At 45.8% G+C, this 16,554-nt stretch carries 12 protein-coding genes; all 12 read left to right on the forward strand.

The features are described from left to right. The first annotated feature begins 9 nt into the window (after window positions 1–9). The 12 genes from LZG74_RS04715 (at window position 10) to LZG74_RS04770 (ending at window position 16,538) form a co-directional block, all read left to right on the forward strand. On the forward strand, window positions 10–1,209 hold the full coding sequence (locus tag LZG74_RS04715) for an ATP-binding protein (protein ID WP_233795443.1): 1,200 nt from the start codon (window positions 10–12) through the stop codon (window positions 1,207–1,209). Between the two features lie 90 nt (window positions 1,210–1,299). Beyond that, window positions 1,300–2,334, forward strand: a complete 1,035-nt coding sequence (locus LZG74_RS04720) for a T9SS type A sorting domain-containing protein (RefSeq protein WP_233795444.1) — start codon at window positions 1,300–1,302, stop codon at window positions 2,332–2,334. A 111-nt stretch (window positions 2,335–2,445) separates the two neighbouring features. Next, window positions 2,446–3,054 carry an RNA polymerase sigma factor gene (locus tag LZG74_RS04725; RefSeq protein ID WP_233795445.1) on the forward strand — a complete coding sequence of 203 codons (609 nt, stop codon included), beginning with the start codon at window positions 2,446–2,448 and terminating at the stop codon, window positions 3,052–3,054. 116 nt (window positions 3,055–3,170) lie between these two features. Then, complete coding sequence (locus LZG74_RS04730; RefSeq protein ID WP_233795446.1) at window positions 3,171–4,295, forward strand: FecR family protein; 1,125 nt, start codon at window positions 3,171–3,173, stop codon at window positions 4,293–4,295. A 210-nt stretch (window positions 4,296–4,505) separates the two neighbouring features. Continuing rightward, the gene (locus LZG74_RS04735) at window positions 4,506–7,817 is read left to right on the forward strand and encodes a TonB-dependent receptor (RefSeq protein ID WP_233795447.1); all 3,312 of its coding nucleotides are present in this window, start codon (window positions 4,506–4,508) and stop codon (window positions 7,815–7,817) included. A 27-nt stretch (window positions 7,818–7,844) separates the two neighbouring features. Next, complete coding sequence (locus LZG74_RS04740) at window positions 7,845–9,284, forward strand: RagB/SusD family nutrient uptake outer membrane protein (protein ID WP_233795448.1); 1,440 nt, start codon at window positions 7,845–7,847, stop codon at window positions 9,282–9,284. 32 nt (window positions 9,285–9,316) lie between these two features. Beyond that, the gene (locus LZG74_RS04745; RefSeq protein WP_233795449.1) at window positions 9,317–10,978 is read left to right on the forward strand and encodes an FAD-dependent oxidoreductase; all 1,662 of its coding nucleotides are present in this window, start codon (window positions 9,317–9,319) and stop codon (window positions 10,976–10,978) included. A gap of 121 nt (window positions 10,979–11,099) precedes the next feature. Beyond that, the gene (locus LZG74_RS04750; protein WP_233795450.1) at window positions 11,100–12,341 is read left to right on the forward strand and encodes an MFS transporter; all 1,242 of its coding nucleotides are present in this window, start codon (window positions 11,100–11,102) and stop codon (window positions 12,339–12,341) included. 41 nt (window positions 12,342–12,382) lie between these two features. Next, on the forward strand, window positions 12,383–12,904 hold the full coding sequence (locus LZG74_RS04755; protein ID WP_233795451.1) for a gluconate 2-dehydrogenase subunit 3 family protein: 522 nt from the start codon (window positions 12,383–12,385) through the stop codon (window positions 12,902–12,904). Window positions 12,905–12,933: 29 nt separating this feature from the next. Beyond that, complete coding sequence (locus tag LZG74_RS04760) at window positions 12,934–14,646, forward strand: GMC oxidoreductase (protein WP_233795452.1); 1,713 nt, start codon at window positions 12,934–12,936, stop codon at window positions 14,644–14,646. Window positions 14,647–14,810: 164 nt separating this feature from the next. Further along, window positions 14,811–15,476: an RNA polymerase sigma-70 factor gene (locus LZG74_RS04765; RefSeq protein ID WP_233795453.1), complete on the forward strand. Its 666-nt coding sequence runs from the start codon at window positions 14,811–14,813 to the stop codon at window positions 15,474–15,476. 54 nt (window positions 15,477–15,530) lie between these two features. Continuing rightward, complete coding sequence (locus LZG74_RS04770; RefSeq protein ID WP_233795454.1) at window positions 15,531–16,538, forward strand: FecR family protein; 1,008 nt, start codon at window positions 15,531–15,533, stop codon at window positions 16,536–16,538. The last annotated feature ends 16 nt before the right edge of the window (window positions 16,539–16,554 follow it).

Consider the following 16,554-nt stretch of genomic DNA (forward strand, 5'->3'; position numbering starts at 1 on the left):
AATGGTACGATGAATTTCATTAAGCGCGAACGATACATTGATTTGGTCAAACCATTTTTAGGTGTCAGCCTTATAAAGGTTTTAACAGGGCAACGAAGAGTTGGGAAAAGTTATTTACTCTACCAACTTATTGAGTTAATCAAGCAATTGGATCCGAACGCAAACATCATTTACATTAATAAGGAGCTCTACGAATTTGACTTCATAAAAGACTATAAATCACTCAACTCCTACTTCGAAGATAATAGGCAGACAGATCAGAATAATTATTTCTTTATTGATGAAATTCAGGAAATAGACGAGTTCGAGAAATGTCTGAGAAGCATTCAGGCTAAAAAGGAAGCTGAAATTTTTATTACGGGTAGTAATGCACAGCTTCTATCGGGTGAACTGTCTACATTCCTAAGTGGTCGCTACGTTGAAATTAAGGTCTTTGGATTGTCTTACCGCGAGTTTCTGCATTTTCGAAATCTTAAAAAAGGCACGAAGAGCTTTAATGATTATATCAAATTTGGAGGCTTGCCAGGTCTTGTACACTTTCAGCTCGAGGAACGGGCAGTGTACGATTACCTAAGAAACATTTATTCTGCAATTCTTTTCAAGGATGTCGTTAAGCGACATAATATCAGAAATGTTGCTTTTCTGGAAAATCTTATCCAGTTCCTCGCAGACCACGTCGGCAGCATAGTATCGGCGAAAAAAGTGAGTGACTTTTTGAAATCGCAAAAAGTTAACCTGTCTCCCAGCGTTGTCATCAACTATCTGGACTTCTTGAAAGATGCTTTTTTCCTCTTCAAGGTTCAGCGTTGGGATTTGGTGGGAAAAAAGGTGTTTGAAATTGGTGAAAAATATTACTTCGAAGATCTGGGTCTGCGACATTCAGTTGTTGGTTTCAGACAAAGCGACATTAATAAAATCTTGGAGAACATTGTTTTCATTCACCTAAAAGTGGCTGGCTACGATGTTCGGATCGGATGGGAAAATGGGCGGGAAATAGATTTCATATGTGAAAAAAATGGAGAAAAACTTTACATCCAGGTTGCTTACCTCATCGCAACAGATGAAGTTAGAGATCGGGAATTCGGTAACTTGTTAAGGGTCAATGATAACTATCCTAAAATAGTCCTATCTATGGATGACTTTACGGATGGGACCTACCTGGGAATCAAGCAGGAAAACATTATCGACTTCATTTACAAACTTGCATAAGGGCCGTTTTATCAACTAATAAAAAATTTCCCAAAATACTTTGTGACCATTACTAAGACCTGACGTCTAAACACATAAAACCCATGTTTTATGACGTCACATTTTATTTCTTTTTTGAGCGTTTTGGCAGCTGTTTTGTGGTCGGCGCTGTTTCAATGTGCATTGGCGCAGACTATTTATTTTCACCAGGATTTCTCGAAATCGGGGCCTTATGTGCGTGCTGATCCTGATTCCGGGCAGTTTAGCCATATTGTTGAGACGGTTCCGGAGCTTTCTTTTTCTAAATTTTCCAAAAATTATATGGATCTCGTGCGGACGCAGGAGGATTCTGCGACGGGTGGGATTATAAGGGTTTTGCGGGCGACACCATTTAAGCCGAACCCGGAAACATTATTTATCCAGATCACCCTCAGCGCTGAATCTGTGCAGTCGGCGGCGCTGAATGCGATGTATTTTTATGTGGGTGAAAATTTTAATCCTGATAACCATTCCTTTCCGGGCAATGCATTGATGTTTGGAAAGTTCTCGCTTAATTTTCAAGATGGTGGGTTCAATATTAAAGACTTCGCAACGCAAAATACCAGTAAGGTCATAGGCAAAAAGAAGCAGGTTACATTGACCTGGGTCCTGAATAATTCAAAGAAATTACTGGCTTACAAATTGTCATCGTCTCATGCTGTCACCTACAACGCCCTGCAGGGGAGTTACGATCTATGGGTTGATAATGAACCAGTAAGCCTCAATAGTCCCGCATATCCAGGCAATTCTTTATATGCTGCTAATAAACTTTCCAACTTTGAAATGCGGTTCCGGAACGGGCAGGGTAAGGTGCGCATCCACGAAATAATGATCCGTGATGGTGTATCTGAATTGAAAACGGGAGAGGTTGTAGTCGCGCCCAATCCGGCAACTCGGAAAATGATCACATTACGTGCTGAAAACGTGGATAAATCGTCGCTCCGGCTATTCAATATGTGGGGGCGTGATGTGAATATTTCGGCGGAGATAGCGGCTTCTGATAAAATCTTCATCCACCCTGCCGAGGAGCTGGCGTCGGGAATGTATATCGTGTATTTTCAAAATAAGGAGCACAAGAAGAAATCTGTCAGGGTGATGGTGGAGTAATGTTCAGGGTGTAAGATTTTTTGGTATAGGATGAAAATTGGATTAAGTTTGACTAATCGTTGTAATTAAGCAAGCTTGCGTTTGTAACCTTGTGGCAACTTTTACAATGTTATGAAACCACATTCTCAGCCTCCTCAATCTTCTGATGACAATGCGCTCTGGCGACAGTTTTTGTCGGGGAATGTGGCTGCGTTTGAGCAATTGATGTCTTCACATTTCCGCGTGCTTTTCCGTTACGGCTGTAAATTTTCGAAGGACCAGGAGTTTGTTAAGGACTCGGTGCAGGATTTGTTTTTGCATTTGTGGGAAAAACGGGAGAATCTGAGTGCGGAAGTTGCTGTCAAACCTTATCTGATGGCTTCACTGCGCCGCCTTATGCACAGAAGCGTCTCGTCCAGGTCGTGGGTGGTAGAGGGGAATGCTGAGCAGGCGGATGAAGCATTTGATCTTGAATTTTCTGTTGAGCAGCAATACATTATCAACGAATCCACGCTTGTGCGCACGCGCCAGCTCGAAAAACTGCTGATGGAGCTTCCTAAGCGTCAGAAGGAAGTGATCTATCTGAAATTTTTCCAGGAGCTGAGCCGGGAGCAGATCTCCGAGATCATGTCCGTTTCCCCGCAAACCGTTTCCAACCTCCTCCAAATCGCCATTAAGCAGCTCAAAAAACATTGGAAAGCTGAATTCCTTACCTTCTTTTTGATCCATTTATTTATATAAAAAAGGGTCATAATGCCACTGAAAATGCGGTTTTATTGATTTTTCTAGAAATAATTTAAAATTTATTGGTATCCCGATCCGCTTTGTGTCTATCGTATGTTAGAAGCAAGCCTCATATGGATCATTACAGAGATTTTACCGTTGAAGATTTTGTCTGGGATAACGTTTTTAGGCAATGGGTCCTGTCGCCTACGCGCGAAACGGATGAGCTTTGGGAAGCGTGGATTGAAAAAAATGCAGATGCCCATGACAAAATTCAGCAGGCTAAGAGTATAGTGCTGTCGTTGCGATTGCACGAACCCGAATTAAGCGATCCTGAGATTACAGAAATCGTAAAGAACACCATTGGCCGCATAGACGGTTTTGAAAAATATCCCACTTTTGCCGAGCCTGTAAAACAGCTAAAAACTTACCATTTTCCATGGTTTCGCATGGCAGCAGCGGTTGCATTGCTGCTTATTTCAGGTTGGATCATTTACTCACTTTCTACCAAAAAAGAGTCTCGGCAGATCACATTCGAAAAGCCCATTCAAGAGGATAAGGACAGCATTACCGAGAAGTGGAACGCTTCTACGAAGCCTATGACGGTGGTTTTAGACGATGGGAGCAAGGTGACATTGTCTGCCAAGGCCCGCATCCGTTATGCCAACAAGTTCGTGGCTGCCAAGCGCGAAGTTTACCTGGAAGGCGAAGCATTTTTTGATATTACAAAAGACGCTGACCGTCCGTTTTTTGTGTATTCCAATGGCTTGGTTACCAAGGTTTTGGGTACAAGTTTTACCATTAGGGCATATGGAAATTCGAATGAGGTTACGGTGGAGGTGAAAACCGGGCGAGTTTCCGTTTTTCCGCAGTCGGATCCTGATTTTGAGCAAAAAACTTCGGGTAGGGAATTGCAAGGCATTGTGCTGAGCCCGAATCAGAAAATCATTTATTCGAGAGAGGAAGTGAGAATGGTGAAGACGCTGGTCGAGAAACCCGAAATAGTCGTTCCTAAGGCTGAAATCCCACAATTTGAATTCGAAGACACGCCTGCGAGCGATGTTTTTGCAACCGTTGGCAAGGCTTATGGTATTGAAATCCTGTACGATGCAGAAATTCTGAAAGACTGCCCGCTAACGGCAACACTGGATAACCAGACACTTCACGAAAAGCTTTTTATTATCTGTCAGGCTGTGGAAGCCAGTTATGAAATCATCGACGGGCAGGTTGTGATCCACAGCAGAGGTTGTAAGAATTGATATTAATATGTTGTAAATCAATGTTCTACTTTAATCCAACACCTAAACGACCCGATTAAAAAACAGAAAGAATAATCCATAAAAAAGAGCCGGCAATGTTCCCGCATCACCGGCTCCGAATAATCCCTTTTGGTTGTCGCCATTTTTCCTCCTATGCGGAGGCAGGGACCGTTTTGCCAGCTTTTGAATCATAACAAAACAATCAAATCTATGAAAAAACCCTTTAAATACCGCCAGGTATTACTTTGGACGATGCGAATAACAGCTACACAATTGATATTTGCCATATGGTTCATTGGAACCGGCCAAGCCCACGACAGCAACGCGCAGTCGCTTCTATCTCAGAAAATTACGATTAAGGCCAGCGGCAGTGAAGTAAAAAAAGTGCTGGGCCAGGTCGAAAAGCAGGCCGATGTCCGGTTTGTGTTCAGTTCCAAACTGATCAAATCGGCCAGAAAAGTGACAGTTAACGCGACCGAAAAGCCTTTATACGAAGTCCTTGACCAGATACTGACGCCCTTGGAGCTTGAATACGAAGTTTCAGGGAAAATAATAATCCTTAAAAGACAGGACGCCCTTCCGCCGGCTGAACTGCCTTCCAAAAGCATTTCTCCCAAGCGTAACCTTACGGGTAAAGTGGTGGACGAAATGAACGCGCCGCTTCCGGGGGTAAGCATTGTGGTGAAGGGAACGCAAACCGGCACAACAACCGACGCCGATGGCGGTTTTACGCTGGATGTGCCTGATAATGGAGTGCTTGTGCTGAGTTTTGTAGGGTATATGACCAAGGAAATTCCGGTCGGAAATCAAAGCACGATCAACATTACGCTTGAAGCTGATGTGAAATCACTGAGCGAACTGGTGGTGGTGGGTTATGGAGTTGTTAAAAAGTCTGATTTGACCGGATCGGTTGCTTCAATCAAATCCACGGAATTGAATGCTTACCCGGCAACAAACCTCATGCAATCACTGGCCGGACGCGCGACAGGTGTGCAGATTTCGCAGAACACAGGCGCACCGGGAAGTCCTATCAGCGTACGGATCCGGGGAACAAACTCGGTTCAGGGCGGTAACGAGCCACTTTATGTGGTGGATGGCTTTCCTTATTCTACCAGCCCGACATTGCTGAACAATGCCGATGTTGAATCCATTGAAATCCTGAAAGACGCTTCTGCCACAGCCATTTATGGTTCGAGAGGGGCGAATGGCGTTGTCTTGATCACGACCAAAAAGGGAAAGTCAGGCAGGATCAGCGTGGACCTGGACAGTTATGTAGGTTTTCAAAAGCCGAGGAAGAAAATTGAAATGATGAATGCCAATGAATATGCACAATTCTACAACGAACAAGCTGCTAATGACGGACTTGCACCGCATTTTACACAAGATGAAATCAATGGTTTCGGCAAAGGAACCGACTGGCAGGATCTGACACTCCGGACAGCTGCCATTCAAAACCACTCGGTTTCGGTAAACGGCGGAAATGAGAAAACACGCTTCTCGGTTTCAGGAAGCAACTTCAATCAGGGCGGTATCATTATTGGAAGCGACTATGTGCGTAACTCCATCCGGGCCAATCTGAGCACCGATTTCAGCAAAAAGTTTAAGTTCGATATCAATACAATTTTGACCCGCATCGACACGGATCGCAAGAATTCAGGCGGTGGAAACAGGGGTAACTCGCTGATTTCGGCTATGCTTTCGGGTTACCCGACTGTGGATGCACGTTTGCCCGAAGGTGGTTATTCCAATTTGGCCACGGTTTATTCCTGGGGTTCCAATGTGATCACTAATCCGCTGAACTTTATTGAGCAGCAAACGGATCACCTTCGTTCGAATAAAGTGCTTGCCAACGGAGCGCTTACTTACATGCCGCTGGAAGGACTTTCTATCAAAATCTCGGGCGGGATTGAGAATACGGATGACCGCGGCGACTTTTATACAACTAAAAAATTCGTGAATTCCCTGGGGTCAGCCTCCATTAACACCACTCAGACCACCAGCTTGTTGAATGAGAATACGGTAAGCTATGTAAAAGAAATTGGCAAGCACAGCATTTCCGCAGTGGCCGGTTTCACTTACCAGGACCTGACCCAGACTGAGCTGAACACAAACGCGAGTGGCTTTGTGAGTGATATCCAGGAGTCATTTGATGTTGGCGCTGGTGCAACGCAGGGTGTGCCGAGATCGAGCTATTTCAAATGGTCACTTTTGTCTTATCTGGGCCGGTTAAATTATTCTTTTAACGATAAATTCCTGGCAACGGTCAGTTTCCGTGCGGATGGTTCCTCACGTTATACCGAACGTCAGAAATGGGGTTACTTTCCTTCGGGATCCATTGCGTATCGTTTGTCGGAGGAGAAATTTATCCAAGATATACCCTTCATTTCGGACCTGAAAATCCGGGTGGGTTATGGCGAAACGGGAAGCACGGCCATTGATCCGTACTACACATTAAACCAGCTGTCGTCCAACAAAGTGGTTTTTGGAGACGCCTTAACAACTTCCTATGCACCAGGCTTACGCCTTGCCGGACCATTGAAATGGGAAACTACTTCGCAGTCCGACATTGGATTGGACATTGGGTTTTTTCAAAACCGATTCTCGCTGACATTGGATTATTATATCAAAAATACGCGTGATCTGCTCAATAATGTGCCTTTGCCTTCATCACTGGGCTATACTTACACCATTGATAATGTAGGAAAAGTGCAGAATAAAGGTTTTGAGATCTCGGCCAATGCCAATGTGCTTACCGGCGCTTTCAAGTGGAATGTGTCTGCTAATGCATCTATCAATAAGAACAAAGTCTTGAAATTATATGGCGGCAATGATGTTCTGGGCCAGGCAATCGACATTTCGGTGATTAATGACAATGTGAATGTGCTGCGTGAAGGCGAGTCGATCGGGACTTTTTACGGATACATTGAAAAAGGCTATGATGAAACCGGCAAGATCGTTTACGAAGATTTCAACGGAAACGGCACGCGTGACATTGGCGACAAACGCATCATCGGAAACCCGAACCCGAAGCTGATTTACGGTCTCAATTCGAGCATGAATTACAAAAATTTCGAGTTGAATGTGTTTATTCAAGGCACGCAGGGAAATGATATCTTCAACCTGAGCTCTGTAAACCAAACCATGGATTATGGTCAGGCCCTGAATATGCCGCGCGAAGTGTTTGCAAACCACTGGACGCCAACCAATACCAATGCCAAATATCCATTGATCACAGGCAAAGTGTCGCAAGCGCAGGTTTCGAACCGGTTCGTAGAAGACGGATCTTACCTGCGTTTCAAGAACATTCAGCTGAGCTACAATGTGCCGGTGAAAAACATCAAATGGCTTACCAGTGCGCAGGTTTATGTAAGCGCACAAAACCTGATCACATTCACCAAATATTCCTGGTTTGATCCTGAAATCAGTTCCTATGGCGGCTCCAACTCGATCCGCATGGGCATTGACCATTACAGCTATCCTACTGCAAAAACGACGACTATCGGCTTGCGCGTAGGTTTCTGATCTATCAAACATTAAAATTCACCTGTAATGAAAAATATAGCTATCTGTTTAATACTCGCCCTTTCCCTCATGGCGTGTGAAGACGTTCTGAAAGAAGAGCCAAAATCACTGGCTGCGGAAGTTTTTTACAACACCCCGGACGAAGCACGTGCGGCGGTGAATGCCATCTACGGTCCTATGCGTGGCCCTAATGGTCTGAGTGTCAATTACCCGGCGCAGCAGGAAGGGTTGCCGGACTATGGAAATTCAAGGGGCAGCCAGACGCCGGTGAGCCTGTACCAGGGGCTGGACAATACGAACATTAACCGTGTTGGCGCAATCTGGGATGCCTTTTACCAGTCTATCCGGAATGCCAACATTGTAATCGATAATGTGCCGAAAGCGAAAGAAATTTCGGAAGGTGACATTGCCAAGTTTGTGGCAGAAGCCAAATATCTGCGTTCGGTGATCTATTTCGCAATGGTCCGCAACTGGGGCGGCGTTCCTTTGCGGACGGAGGCAAACATGACGGTTACCGACCTGAAACGCGCCAGCATTGAGGAAGTGTATGATCTGATTTTGAGTGATGCATTGAACGCCGAGCAATTTCTGCCAGATGCGCCGTCGGAAGTAGGACGTCCTACGAAATGGGCTGCGAAAACATTGCTTTCGGAGATCTACATGTATCAGGAAAAATGGAAAGAATCCAGCGAACGGGCCAAAGAGGTGATGGCATCGGGAAAATATTCATTGGTGCCTGTGAGTGTTTCGGAAGATTTTCAAAAAATTTATGGTCCGGAAGTAGTATCCACTCCCGAAGAGATCTTTTACTTCAAATTCTCACGTCAGCAGGGTTTTGGACTGGTCGGCTACGCGCACCGTGCCATTGGGCCGTATCGTTACTATGGCCCGGGCGGCGTATATGCACAGTATACAGATTCAACTTCCAATTCTTTTATCAAAACCTGGGATATGAAAGATTTGCGTAAAGCCCACATCCTGTATAATGTAGACGTAGGCCTTGGCCCGAACACCTGCCTGTACCGGAAGTTCCGCGATCCAGTGGCAACCGACGGCGGTGGAAATGACTATCCATGGTATCGCTATGCTGATCTATTGCTTTTCCATGCCGAAACCGCAGCCAGGGCCAATGGCGCGCCAACGGCCGAAGCCTTGGAAAGTCTGAACAAAGTTCATCGCAGGGCTTACGGCTATAATGCAGAAACTGTGTCACCAGTGGATTTCAAACTCGCAGGACAAACATTGACGTCATTTATTGACCTTGTTGTGCGTGAGCGCGGCTACGAAACCATGTACGAAAGCAAGCGCTGGCTCGACCTGAAACGCCTGGGCATTGCCAAAAAGCGTATCAAGGAAGTGAAGAACATCGACATTGCCGACAAGCATATGATGTGGCCGATCCCGAATTCAGAATTGCTTTATAACAAGGCACTTGACCCTGCCAAAGACCAAAATCCAGGTTACTGATTTTTCCTATTCCCAACCAACAATTGATGAAAATGAATAAGTATTTGATTTATCTGATTGCATTTTTTTTAATCGCCGCCAGCCCTTCATGCTCTGAAAAGAAGAATGAAGAAGCAAAAGACGCCCTTACCGCGGACGTGATCATTTATGGAGGAACTTCCGCGGCGGTTACAGCTGCTGTTCAGGTGATTAAGTCTGGGAAAACAGTGCTCGTGGTTTCGCCGGATAAGCATTTGGGCGGACTTTCTGCGGGCGGCCTGGGATTCACGGATACCGGTAACAAATCCGTGATCGGGGGACTTGCAAGGGAATTTTACCACAGGTTATACCAGCATTACGACAAGCCCGAAGCCTGGAAATGGCAGAAAAAGGACGAATATGGCAACAAAGGCCAGGGAACTCCTGCTATGGACGGAGCTGAGCGCACCATGTGGATTTTCGAGCCGCATGCTGCTGAGCAGGTTTTTGAGGATTTTGTAAAAGAAAACAACATTAAAATCTACCGCGACGAATGGCTGGACAGGGATAAAGGTGTAGAGAAGAAAGACGGAAAAATTGTTTCAATCAAAACACTTTCAGGTAAAACATTCGCAGGCAAAATGTTCATTGACGCTACTTACGAAGGCGATCTTATGGCTTCGGCGGGCGTAAAATACCACGTGGGACGTGAGGCAAACAGCGTTTACAATGAAAAATGGAATGGTGTGCAGGCGGGCGTTTTTCAGCACGGACATTATTTCAAGAAAAACATCAGCCCTTACAAAGTGGAAGGCGACCCGAAAAGCGGCATGTTGCCGTACATCAGCGACGAGCCGATTGCGGAAAACGGCTCGGGCGATAAAAAGATCCAGGCTTACTGCTTCCGTATGTGCCTTTCGTCAAATCCTGATAACCGCATTCCGTTCGAAAAACCGGAAGGTTATGACGTTGCCAATTACGAATTACTGGCCAGGGTTTACAAAGCAGGTTGGGACGAAACATTTGATAAATACGACCCGATTCCCAATAAAAAGACGGATACAAACAACCACGGCCCATTCAGCACCGATTTTATTGGTGAAAATTATGATTATCCTGAGGCAACCTACGAACGCAGAAAAGAGATCATTAAGGCGCATGAAGTGTATCAGAAAGGCCTGATGTATTTCTTAACCAACGATCCCCGCGTCCCTGCGGATGTGCGTAAAGAGATGAGCAAGTGGGGTTTGCCCAAAGACGAGTTCAAGGACAACGGCGGATGGCCGCATCAGATTTACGTGCGTGAAGCGCGCCGGATGATCTCGGCAACAGTGATGAACGAAAACCATACAATGGGCATCACGCCGGTAGAGCAACCAGTCGGAATGGGCTCGTATGCACTGGATTCGCACAATGCGCAGCGTTATGTGAAAAAAGATGGCTATGTGCAGAACGAAGGGGACATTGGTGTGCACCCAAAATCGCCTTACAGCATTTCCTATGCTTCTATTGTGCCTAAAAAAGAGGAGTGTGAAAACTTGTTCGTTCCGGTGTGCCTTTCCAGCTCGCACATTGCCTATGGATCGATCCGTATGGAGCCTGTTTTCATGATTTTAGGACAAAGCGCAGCAGCGGCCGCCGTGCAGGCGATTGACACAAAAGTGGCCGTTCAGGACGTGGATTATGCGAAATTGAAACAGCAGCTTTTAAAAGACAAACAAAAATTAGAATTGTAATATATTATTTTGTCAATTACATTTGCAGCCTAATTTTCGATGTATAAATGGTCAATAGCCGGGTGAAAATCCGGCTATTTATTTGAAACGATAACAACTCCTTAACCCGATATTAATCACAATGGCCACCATTACTGCTGAGCGATCAGACTTTTCCCATCTTTTTAGTGCCCCCGTCATTGTCGCTGCCCTTGGATATTTTGTTGATATATATGACCTGCTGCTTTTCGGGATTGTACGCTTGCCCAGCCTTGCCTCACTCGGTCTTTCGGAAACAGAAATTTCACTGACTGGTGCCAGCATCCTGAACTGGCAAATGACAGGTTTGCTGCTGGGCGGCATCCTGTGGGGTGTGTTGGGGGACAAAAAAGGGCGCTTATCCGTGCTTTTTGGCTCCATTATTACTTATTCGCTTGCCAACATTGCCTGCGGTTTCGTGCAGGATCCTACTACTTACAAGCTTTTACGTTTTATAGCAGGCATCGGCCTCGCCGGTGAGCTGGGTGCTGGAATTACATTGGTTTCCGAAATTTTACCAAAGCATTTACGCGCCATAGGCACATCATTGGTTGCCGGGATCGGGCTTTTGGGCGCAGTAGTGGCCTATTTTACGGTAGAATATTTCGATTGGCGTTATGCCTATTTCATTGGCGGCGGACTAGGGATTTCGTTGCTGCTGCTGCGGATCGGCGTTTTTGAATCCGGTATTTTTAAGGATATCAAGAATCAAAAGCATGTTGAGAAAGGAAACTTCTTCGCGCTTTTTACCAATAAAGACCGGCTGATCCGTTATCTCAAATGCATCGGGATCGGGCTTCCTACCTGGTTTGTGATCGGGATCCTGGCCACATTCAGCAACGAATTCGGGAAAGCGCTGGGCCTGTCAGAAGTCGTAAAGCCCGGATTATCAATCATGTGGTGTTACGTTGGGTTGTCTATGGGTGACTTATGCAGTGGTTTTTTAAGTCATTGGCTGGAATCGCGTAAGAAGGCTGTATTTTATCTGATGATATTTACGTTAATATGGAGCGTCGTTTATTTGTATGCCGGAATCAAATCTGTGTCAACATTTTACGGCGTAGCAGGATTGCTGGGGTTTGGTATTGGTTACTGGGCCATGTTCGTCACCATTGGTGCTGAGCAGTTTGGGACCAATTTGAGAGCAACAGCAGCCACCACCGTGCCCAATATGGTGCGCGGGACCGTAGTGCTTATGACAACATTATTTGCTACTTTTAAAGACTCTTTTTCAGTCATTAACTCAGGAGCGCTGGTCGGAATCATATGCTTTGCGATAGGCCTTTTCTGCATTCTGACCATTCCCGAAACCCACGGCAGAGACCTTGACTTTCTGGAAGAATAAGCTTTCAACAGCGTAACAACAACATTCAAAACATAAAAACAATGGAGAGACGCGTAGCGCTTAAAAGCATGGCACTGGCCATGGGCGCAATGGCGGGGCTGCCTGCATGGGCATCCGGATGGAGCAAAAGCGCTTTGGAAAAAGGCACACTGCTTTCAGCCGACCAGTCTAAAATACTGACCGGAATGGTGGAAACCATTATTCCAAAAACAGACACGCCGGGAGCGGGTGAACTGGGCGTAGGTGGTTTTGTTCAAAAAATGGTGACAGATTGCTACGACAGTAAAGCGCAGGCAGGCCTGAAAAGCGGTCTGTCCAATTTGGACGAGCAAAGCATTCAGCGTTTCGGTAAATCATTTGCCGACGCAGGCAAAGATCAGCGGATGCAGCTTTTGCAGGACATGGACAAAGGCAGTGACGCGAGCCAGAAAGCGTTTTTAGGAATGGTTAAAAACCTGACCATCCAGGGATATATGTCGTCCGAATATGTGATGACCAACCTGACCCATTATGAAATGATCCCGGCACGTTACCACGGCTGCGTTCCGGTTACAAAAGGCTAGGAGTTCCCTTCCTATCTCACAAAAAAATTATGGCGAATTTTAATATTGACAGTAAAAAAGCCCGCACTTATGATGCCATCGTAATTGGCTCAGGAATCAGCGGCGGCTGGTCGGCGAAGGAGCTGACTGAAAAAGGTTTGAAAACACTGGTGCTGGAACGCGGCCGCGATGTGCAGCACATTAAGGATTATCCTACCACGAATATGATGCCTTGGGAGTTTGAGCACCGCGAAAGGCTCCCGAAAGAGGTTACCGATGCAAATCCCATTGCCAGCAGATGCTATAACTTCAAGGAATCGTCTGCGCACTTTTTTGCCAAAGATAATGAGCATCCATATGTGCAGGAAAAGCCATTTGACTGGATCCGTGGTTACCAGGTTGGTGGCAAATCGCTGCTATGGGCTCGCCAGACGCAGCGTTGGAGCAAGTATGATTTCGAAGGACCGGCACGTGACAAGTTCGCCGTTGAATGGCCGATCGGTTACGACGACATTGCACCCTGGTACAGCCACGTGGAGAAATTTGCCGGCATAACCGGAAACAAAGACGGCATCGATACATTGCCGGATGGTGAGTTCCTGGCTCCGCACGATCTGAACTGTGTTGAGAAATATTTCAAGGAATCGGTTTCAAAACAATACAAAGACCGCCACATTATTATCGGCCGCGCGGCGCACATTACCGACTCGCAGCAGATCCACCTCGATCAGGGACGCGCGAAATGTCAGCATAGGACCATTTGTGAGCGGGGATGTCCGTTCGGAGGCTATTTCAGCAGCAACTCGTCCACCATTCCCTGGGCTATGAAAACCGGGAATATGACATTGCGCCCGCATTCTGTCGTGCATTCGATTATTTATGACGACAAGAAGCAAAAGGCGAGCGGCGTTCGGGTTATCGATGCCAACACCAAGGAAACGATGGATTTTTATGCGGATATTATTTTTGTAAATGCAGCCGCATTGAACAGCAATCTTATTTTATTAAACTCCATATCATCACGCTTTCCGAATGGCCTGGGCAATGATAGCGGTGTGCTGGGAAAATACGTAGCCTTCCACAATTATCGCGCGAGCATTTCCGGCGAGTATGAAGGCTTCCTGGATTCAACCACCGAGGGACGACGCCCGAACAGCGGCTACATTCCAAGGTTCCGTAATGTTTACAAGCAGGAAACCGATTTCCTGAGAGGCTATGCAGCCGGCTTTGGAGCGAACCGCCAGACCTATAACGATCGGGACGGAATGGGCGAGTCGTTGAAAGCGGGACTTCTGGCTACAAAATATGGCAATTGGAGCGTGGGATCACACATGATGGGTGAAACCATTCCAAAAGAAAGCAATTACGTAGCGCTGGATGAGACGATGAAAGATCCTTTCGGCATGCCCCAGCTTAAAATTTCGGTTGGGTATGACGATAATGATGAGAAAATGATCAAGGATTACATTGAGCAGGTTAGCGAGATGTTTACGCAAGCTGGTTTTAAGAATGTAAAATCACATGACGGACACAGAAATCCGGGGAATGACATTCATGAAATGGGCGGTGTACGAATGGGTAAGGACCCGAAAACGTCCATGCTGAACAAATTTAACCAGTTGCATGCCTGCAAAAATGTGTTCGTAACCGATGGCGCTTGTATGACTTCGACGTCTACACAAAATCCGTCGCTTACTTATATGGCCTTGTCCGCACGTGCCGTTGACCACGCAGTGAAGGAAATGAAAGCCAAGAATTTATAATCTTACGAAAGTATATTGCAAACCGCCACCTCACCGTGGCGGTTTTTTTATTGCCCTGAGGCTGCAAACGATATAATTAAAAAAAGTTTTAGTTTTTTCTAATTCAGACTAAGGGAATTCGAGTGCAATAAAGTCTTTTAATTATTACATAAAATAAAGACTCAATGCACGACCCTTTGCTTAACCCGGAACCAAAGCGCACAAGTACATTCGTGTCTCCTTTACAAGAAGGGAAGAGTAATGTCAATGAAATCGATTCTGCCGTTTTTTTAAAGGCAACTTTTGAACAGGATCCTGGGAAAGGACTTGAACTATTGTTCAGGCGCTATTACAACCCGCTTTGCAGTCACGCAGTGCGGTTTGTCTACTCCAAGCAAATCGCGGAAGACCTGGTAAGTGAAGTGTTTTTCCAGTTCTACCGGACACGGGCTTACGAGAACATTACATCATCCTATACAAGCTATCTTTTCCGGTGTGTGCGGAATGAATGCTATACGTATATGCGTAGAGAGTTCGGAAAAATGGCCTCCCTGGAAGCGAGTGAAGAAAACACCATTTCAACTTACCATCAGCAGCCTGACGCTGAAATCCATTATAACAACCTTTTTCTGAAAGTGAATGAAGTAATTGCGCGCCTGCCGATGCAATGTCAGAAAGTGTTTTTACTGAGTCGCTTTGAGAATAAAAAATACCACGAAATCGCTGCTGAGCTTCATATTTCGCCCAAGACGGTGGAAGTGCACATTTCAAAAGCTTTGAAACACCTTCGGCTGGCCCTGCGAGGCGAATGGATGATTTCTGCGGGATTAATGCTGGTAAGCTTCATTTAAAACCTGAATGTCATGTGTCAAAAGGACCGTGACAACTATTTCGAAACTAAAAACATGATGAAAAAAATTATATCAAAATACACGCTGTTCGAGTATTTGGCGGGTCGCGCCAATCCGCTGGAACGGCAGCTTGTAGAAGATTGGATACGGGAAAAAGATAATGAGGAGACATTCAGTCAATGGCTGATGGAATATGAAACGAAAAGCCCGCAATTTGTTCCGGATCAGGACGCCGCAATCAAATCCCTGCTGCATCGCCTGGAAACGGAGCCCGTTGAAGAATCTTCCAAAACATCCGTCGGCCACGTTCGTCCGAACTTCTTCTCGGCAAGGTCCAACAGTTTCTGGTTAATGGCGGCTTCGGTTACATTCGTTGTGGGATTTGGCTGGTGGTTTCGCGAACCCTTGCAGTATAAAACCTACCAAACCGCTTACGGCCAAACGACCGACGTATATCTCGAAGACGGCAGCCGCGTTGCGCTAAACTCAAACTCAAAGCTGAAAATCCCGCGGTTAGGATTTGACGACGAGGTAAGAAATGTAATTCTGGAAGGTGAAGCGGAATTTGCAGTAAGCCATACCATTGATGATAAGCGGTTTGTGGTAAAAACATCAGATGATTTTCAAGTGGAAGTGCTCGGGACAACATTCTCGGTGTTTGCCCGTCCGCGGGGAACCAAAGTAGCTTTAAAAAGTGGCAGCGTCCGCATTGACTATTCTCAGAACAACGAGCGTAAAGAAGTCATGATGGAACCAGGCGACATGGCAGTGGTAGATCCAGCCGGAGCTGTTCAGCTGGCCAAAAAGCAGGATACCAACACATTTGCGACCTGGAAAGAGCAGCGCTATGTTTTTAATTCCACATCAGTAAGGGATATTCTGGCCATGATCGATGAAAATTTCGGTCAGAAAGTAAAGCTTTCCCATGCAGAGATCGCGGAGCGGACTATTACAGGAAATTTCAAAACAAAGAATGCCGACGAGCTGTTGAAAACGGTTTCTGAGGTTCTCGACATGAAAATAGAGCAGAACGGCGATACCATCATTTTAAAAAACCAATAAATACCTAAATCAATTA

Source organism: Dyadobacter sp. CY327, assembly GCF_021390415.1.
In the GTDB taxonomy this organism is placed as follows: domain Bacteria; phylum Bacteroidota; class Bacteroidia; order Cytophagales; family Spirosomataceae; genus Dyadobacter; species Dyadobacter chenhuakuii.

What these genes read in the sequence shown, in the direction of transcription:
- LZG74_RS04715 (WP_233795443.1), top strand. Translation starts at nt 10, where the DNA reads ATGAATTTCATTAAGCGCGAACGATACATTGATTTGGTCAAACCATTT.
- LZG74_RS04720 (WP_233795444.1), top strand. Translation starts at nt 1,300, where the DNA reads ATGACGTCACATTTTATTTCTTTTTTGAGCGTTTTGGCAGCTGTTTTG.
- LZG74_RS04725 (WP_233795445.1), top strand. Translation starts at nt 2,446, where the DNA reads ATGAAACCACATTCTCAGCCTCCTCAATCTTCTGATGACAATGCGCTC.
- LZG74_RS04730 (WP_233795446.1), top strand. Translation starts at nt 3,171, where the DNA reads ATGGATCATTACAGAGATTTTACCGTTGAAGATTTTGTCTGGGATAAC.
- LZG74_RS04735 (WP_233795447.1), top strand. Translation starts at nt 4,506, where the DNA reads ATGAAAAAACCCTTTAAATACCGCCAGGTATTACTTTGGACGATGCGA.
- LZG74_RS04740 (WP_233795448.1), top strand. Translation starts at nt 7,845, where the DNA reads ATGAAAAATATAGCTATCTGTTTAATACTCGCCCTTTCCCTCATGGCG.
- LZG74_RS04745 (WP_233795449.1), top strand. Translation starts at nt 9,317, where the DNA reads ATGAATAAGTATTTGATTTATCTGATTGCATTTTTTTTAATCGCCGCC.
- LZG74_RS04750 (WP_233795450.1), top strand. Translation starts at nt 11,100, where the DNA reads ATGGCCACCATTACTGCTGAGCGATCAGACTTTTCCCATCTTTTTAGT.
- LZG74_RS04755 (WP_233795451.1), top strand. Translation starts at nt 12,383, where the DNA reads ATGGAGAGACGCGTAGCGCTTAAAAGCATGGCACTGGCCATGGGCGCA.
- LZG74_RS04760 (WP_233795452.1), top strand. Translation starts at nt 12,934, where the DNA reads ATGGCGAATTTTAATATTGACAGTAAAAAAGCCCGCACTTATGATGCC.
- LZG74_RS04765 (WP_233795453.1), top strand. Translation starts at nt 14,811, where the DNA reads ATGCACGACCCTTTGCTTAACCCGGAACCAAAGCGCACAAGTACATTC.
- LZG74_RS04770 (WP_233795454.1), top strand. Translation starts at nt 15,531, where the DNA reads ATGATGAAAAAAATTATATCAAAATACACGCTGTTCGAGTATTTGGCG.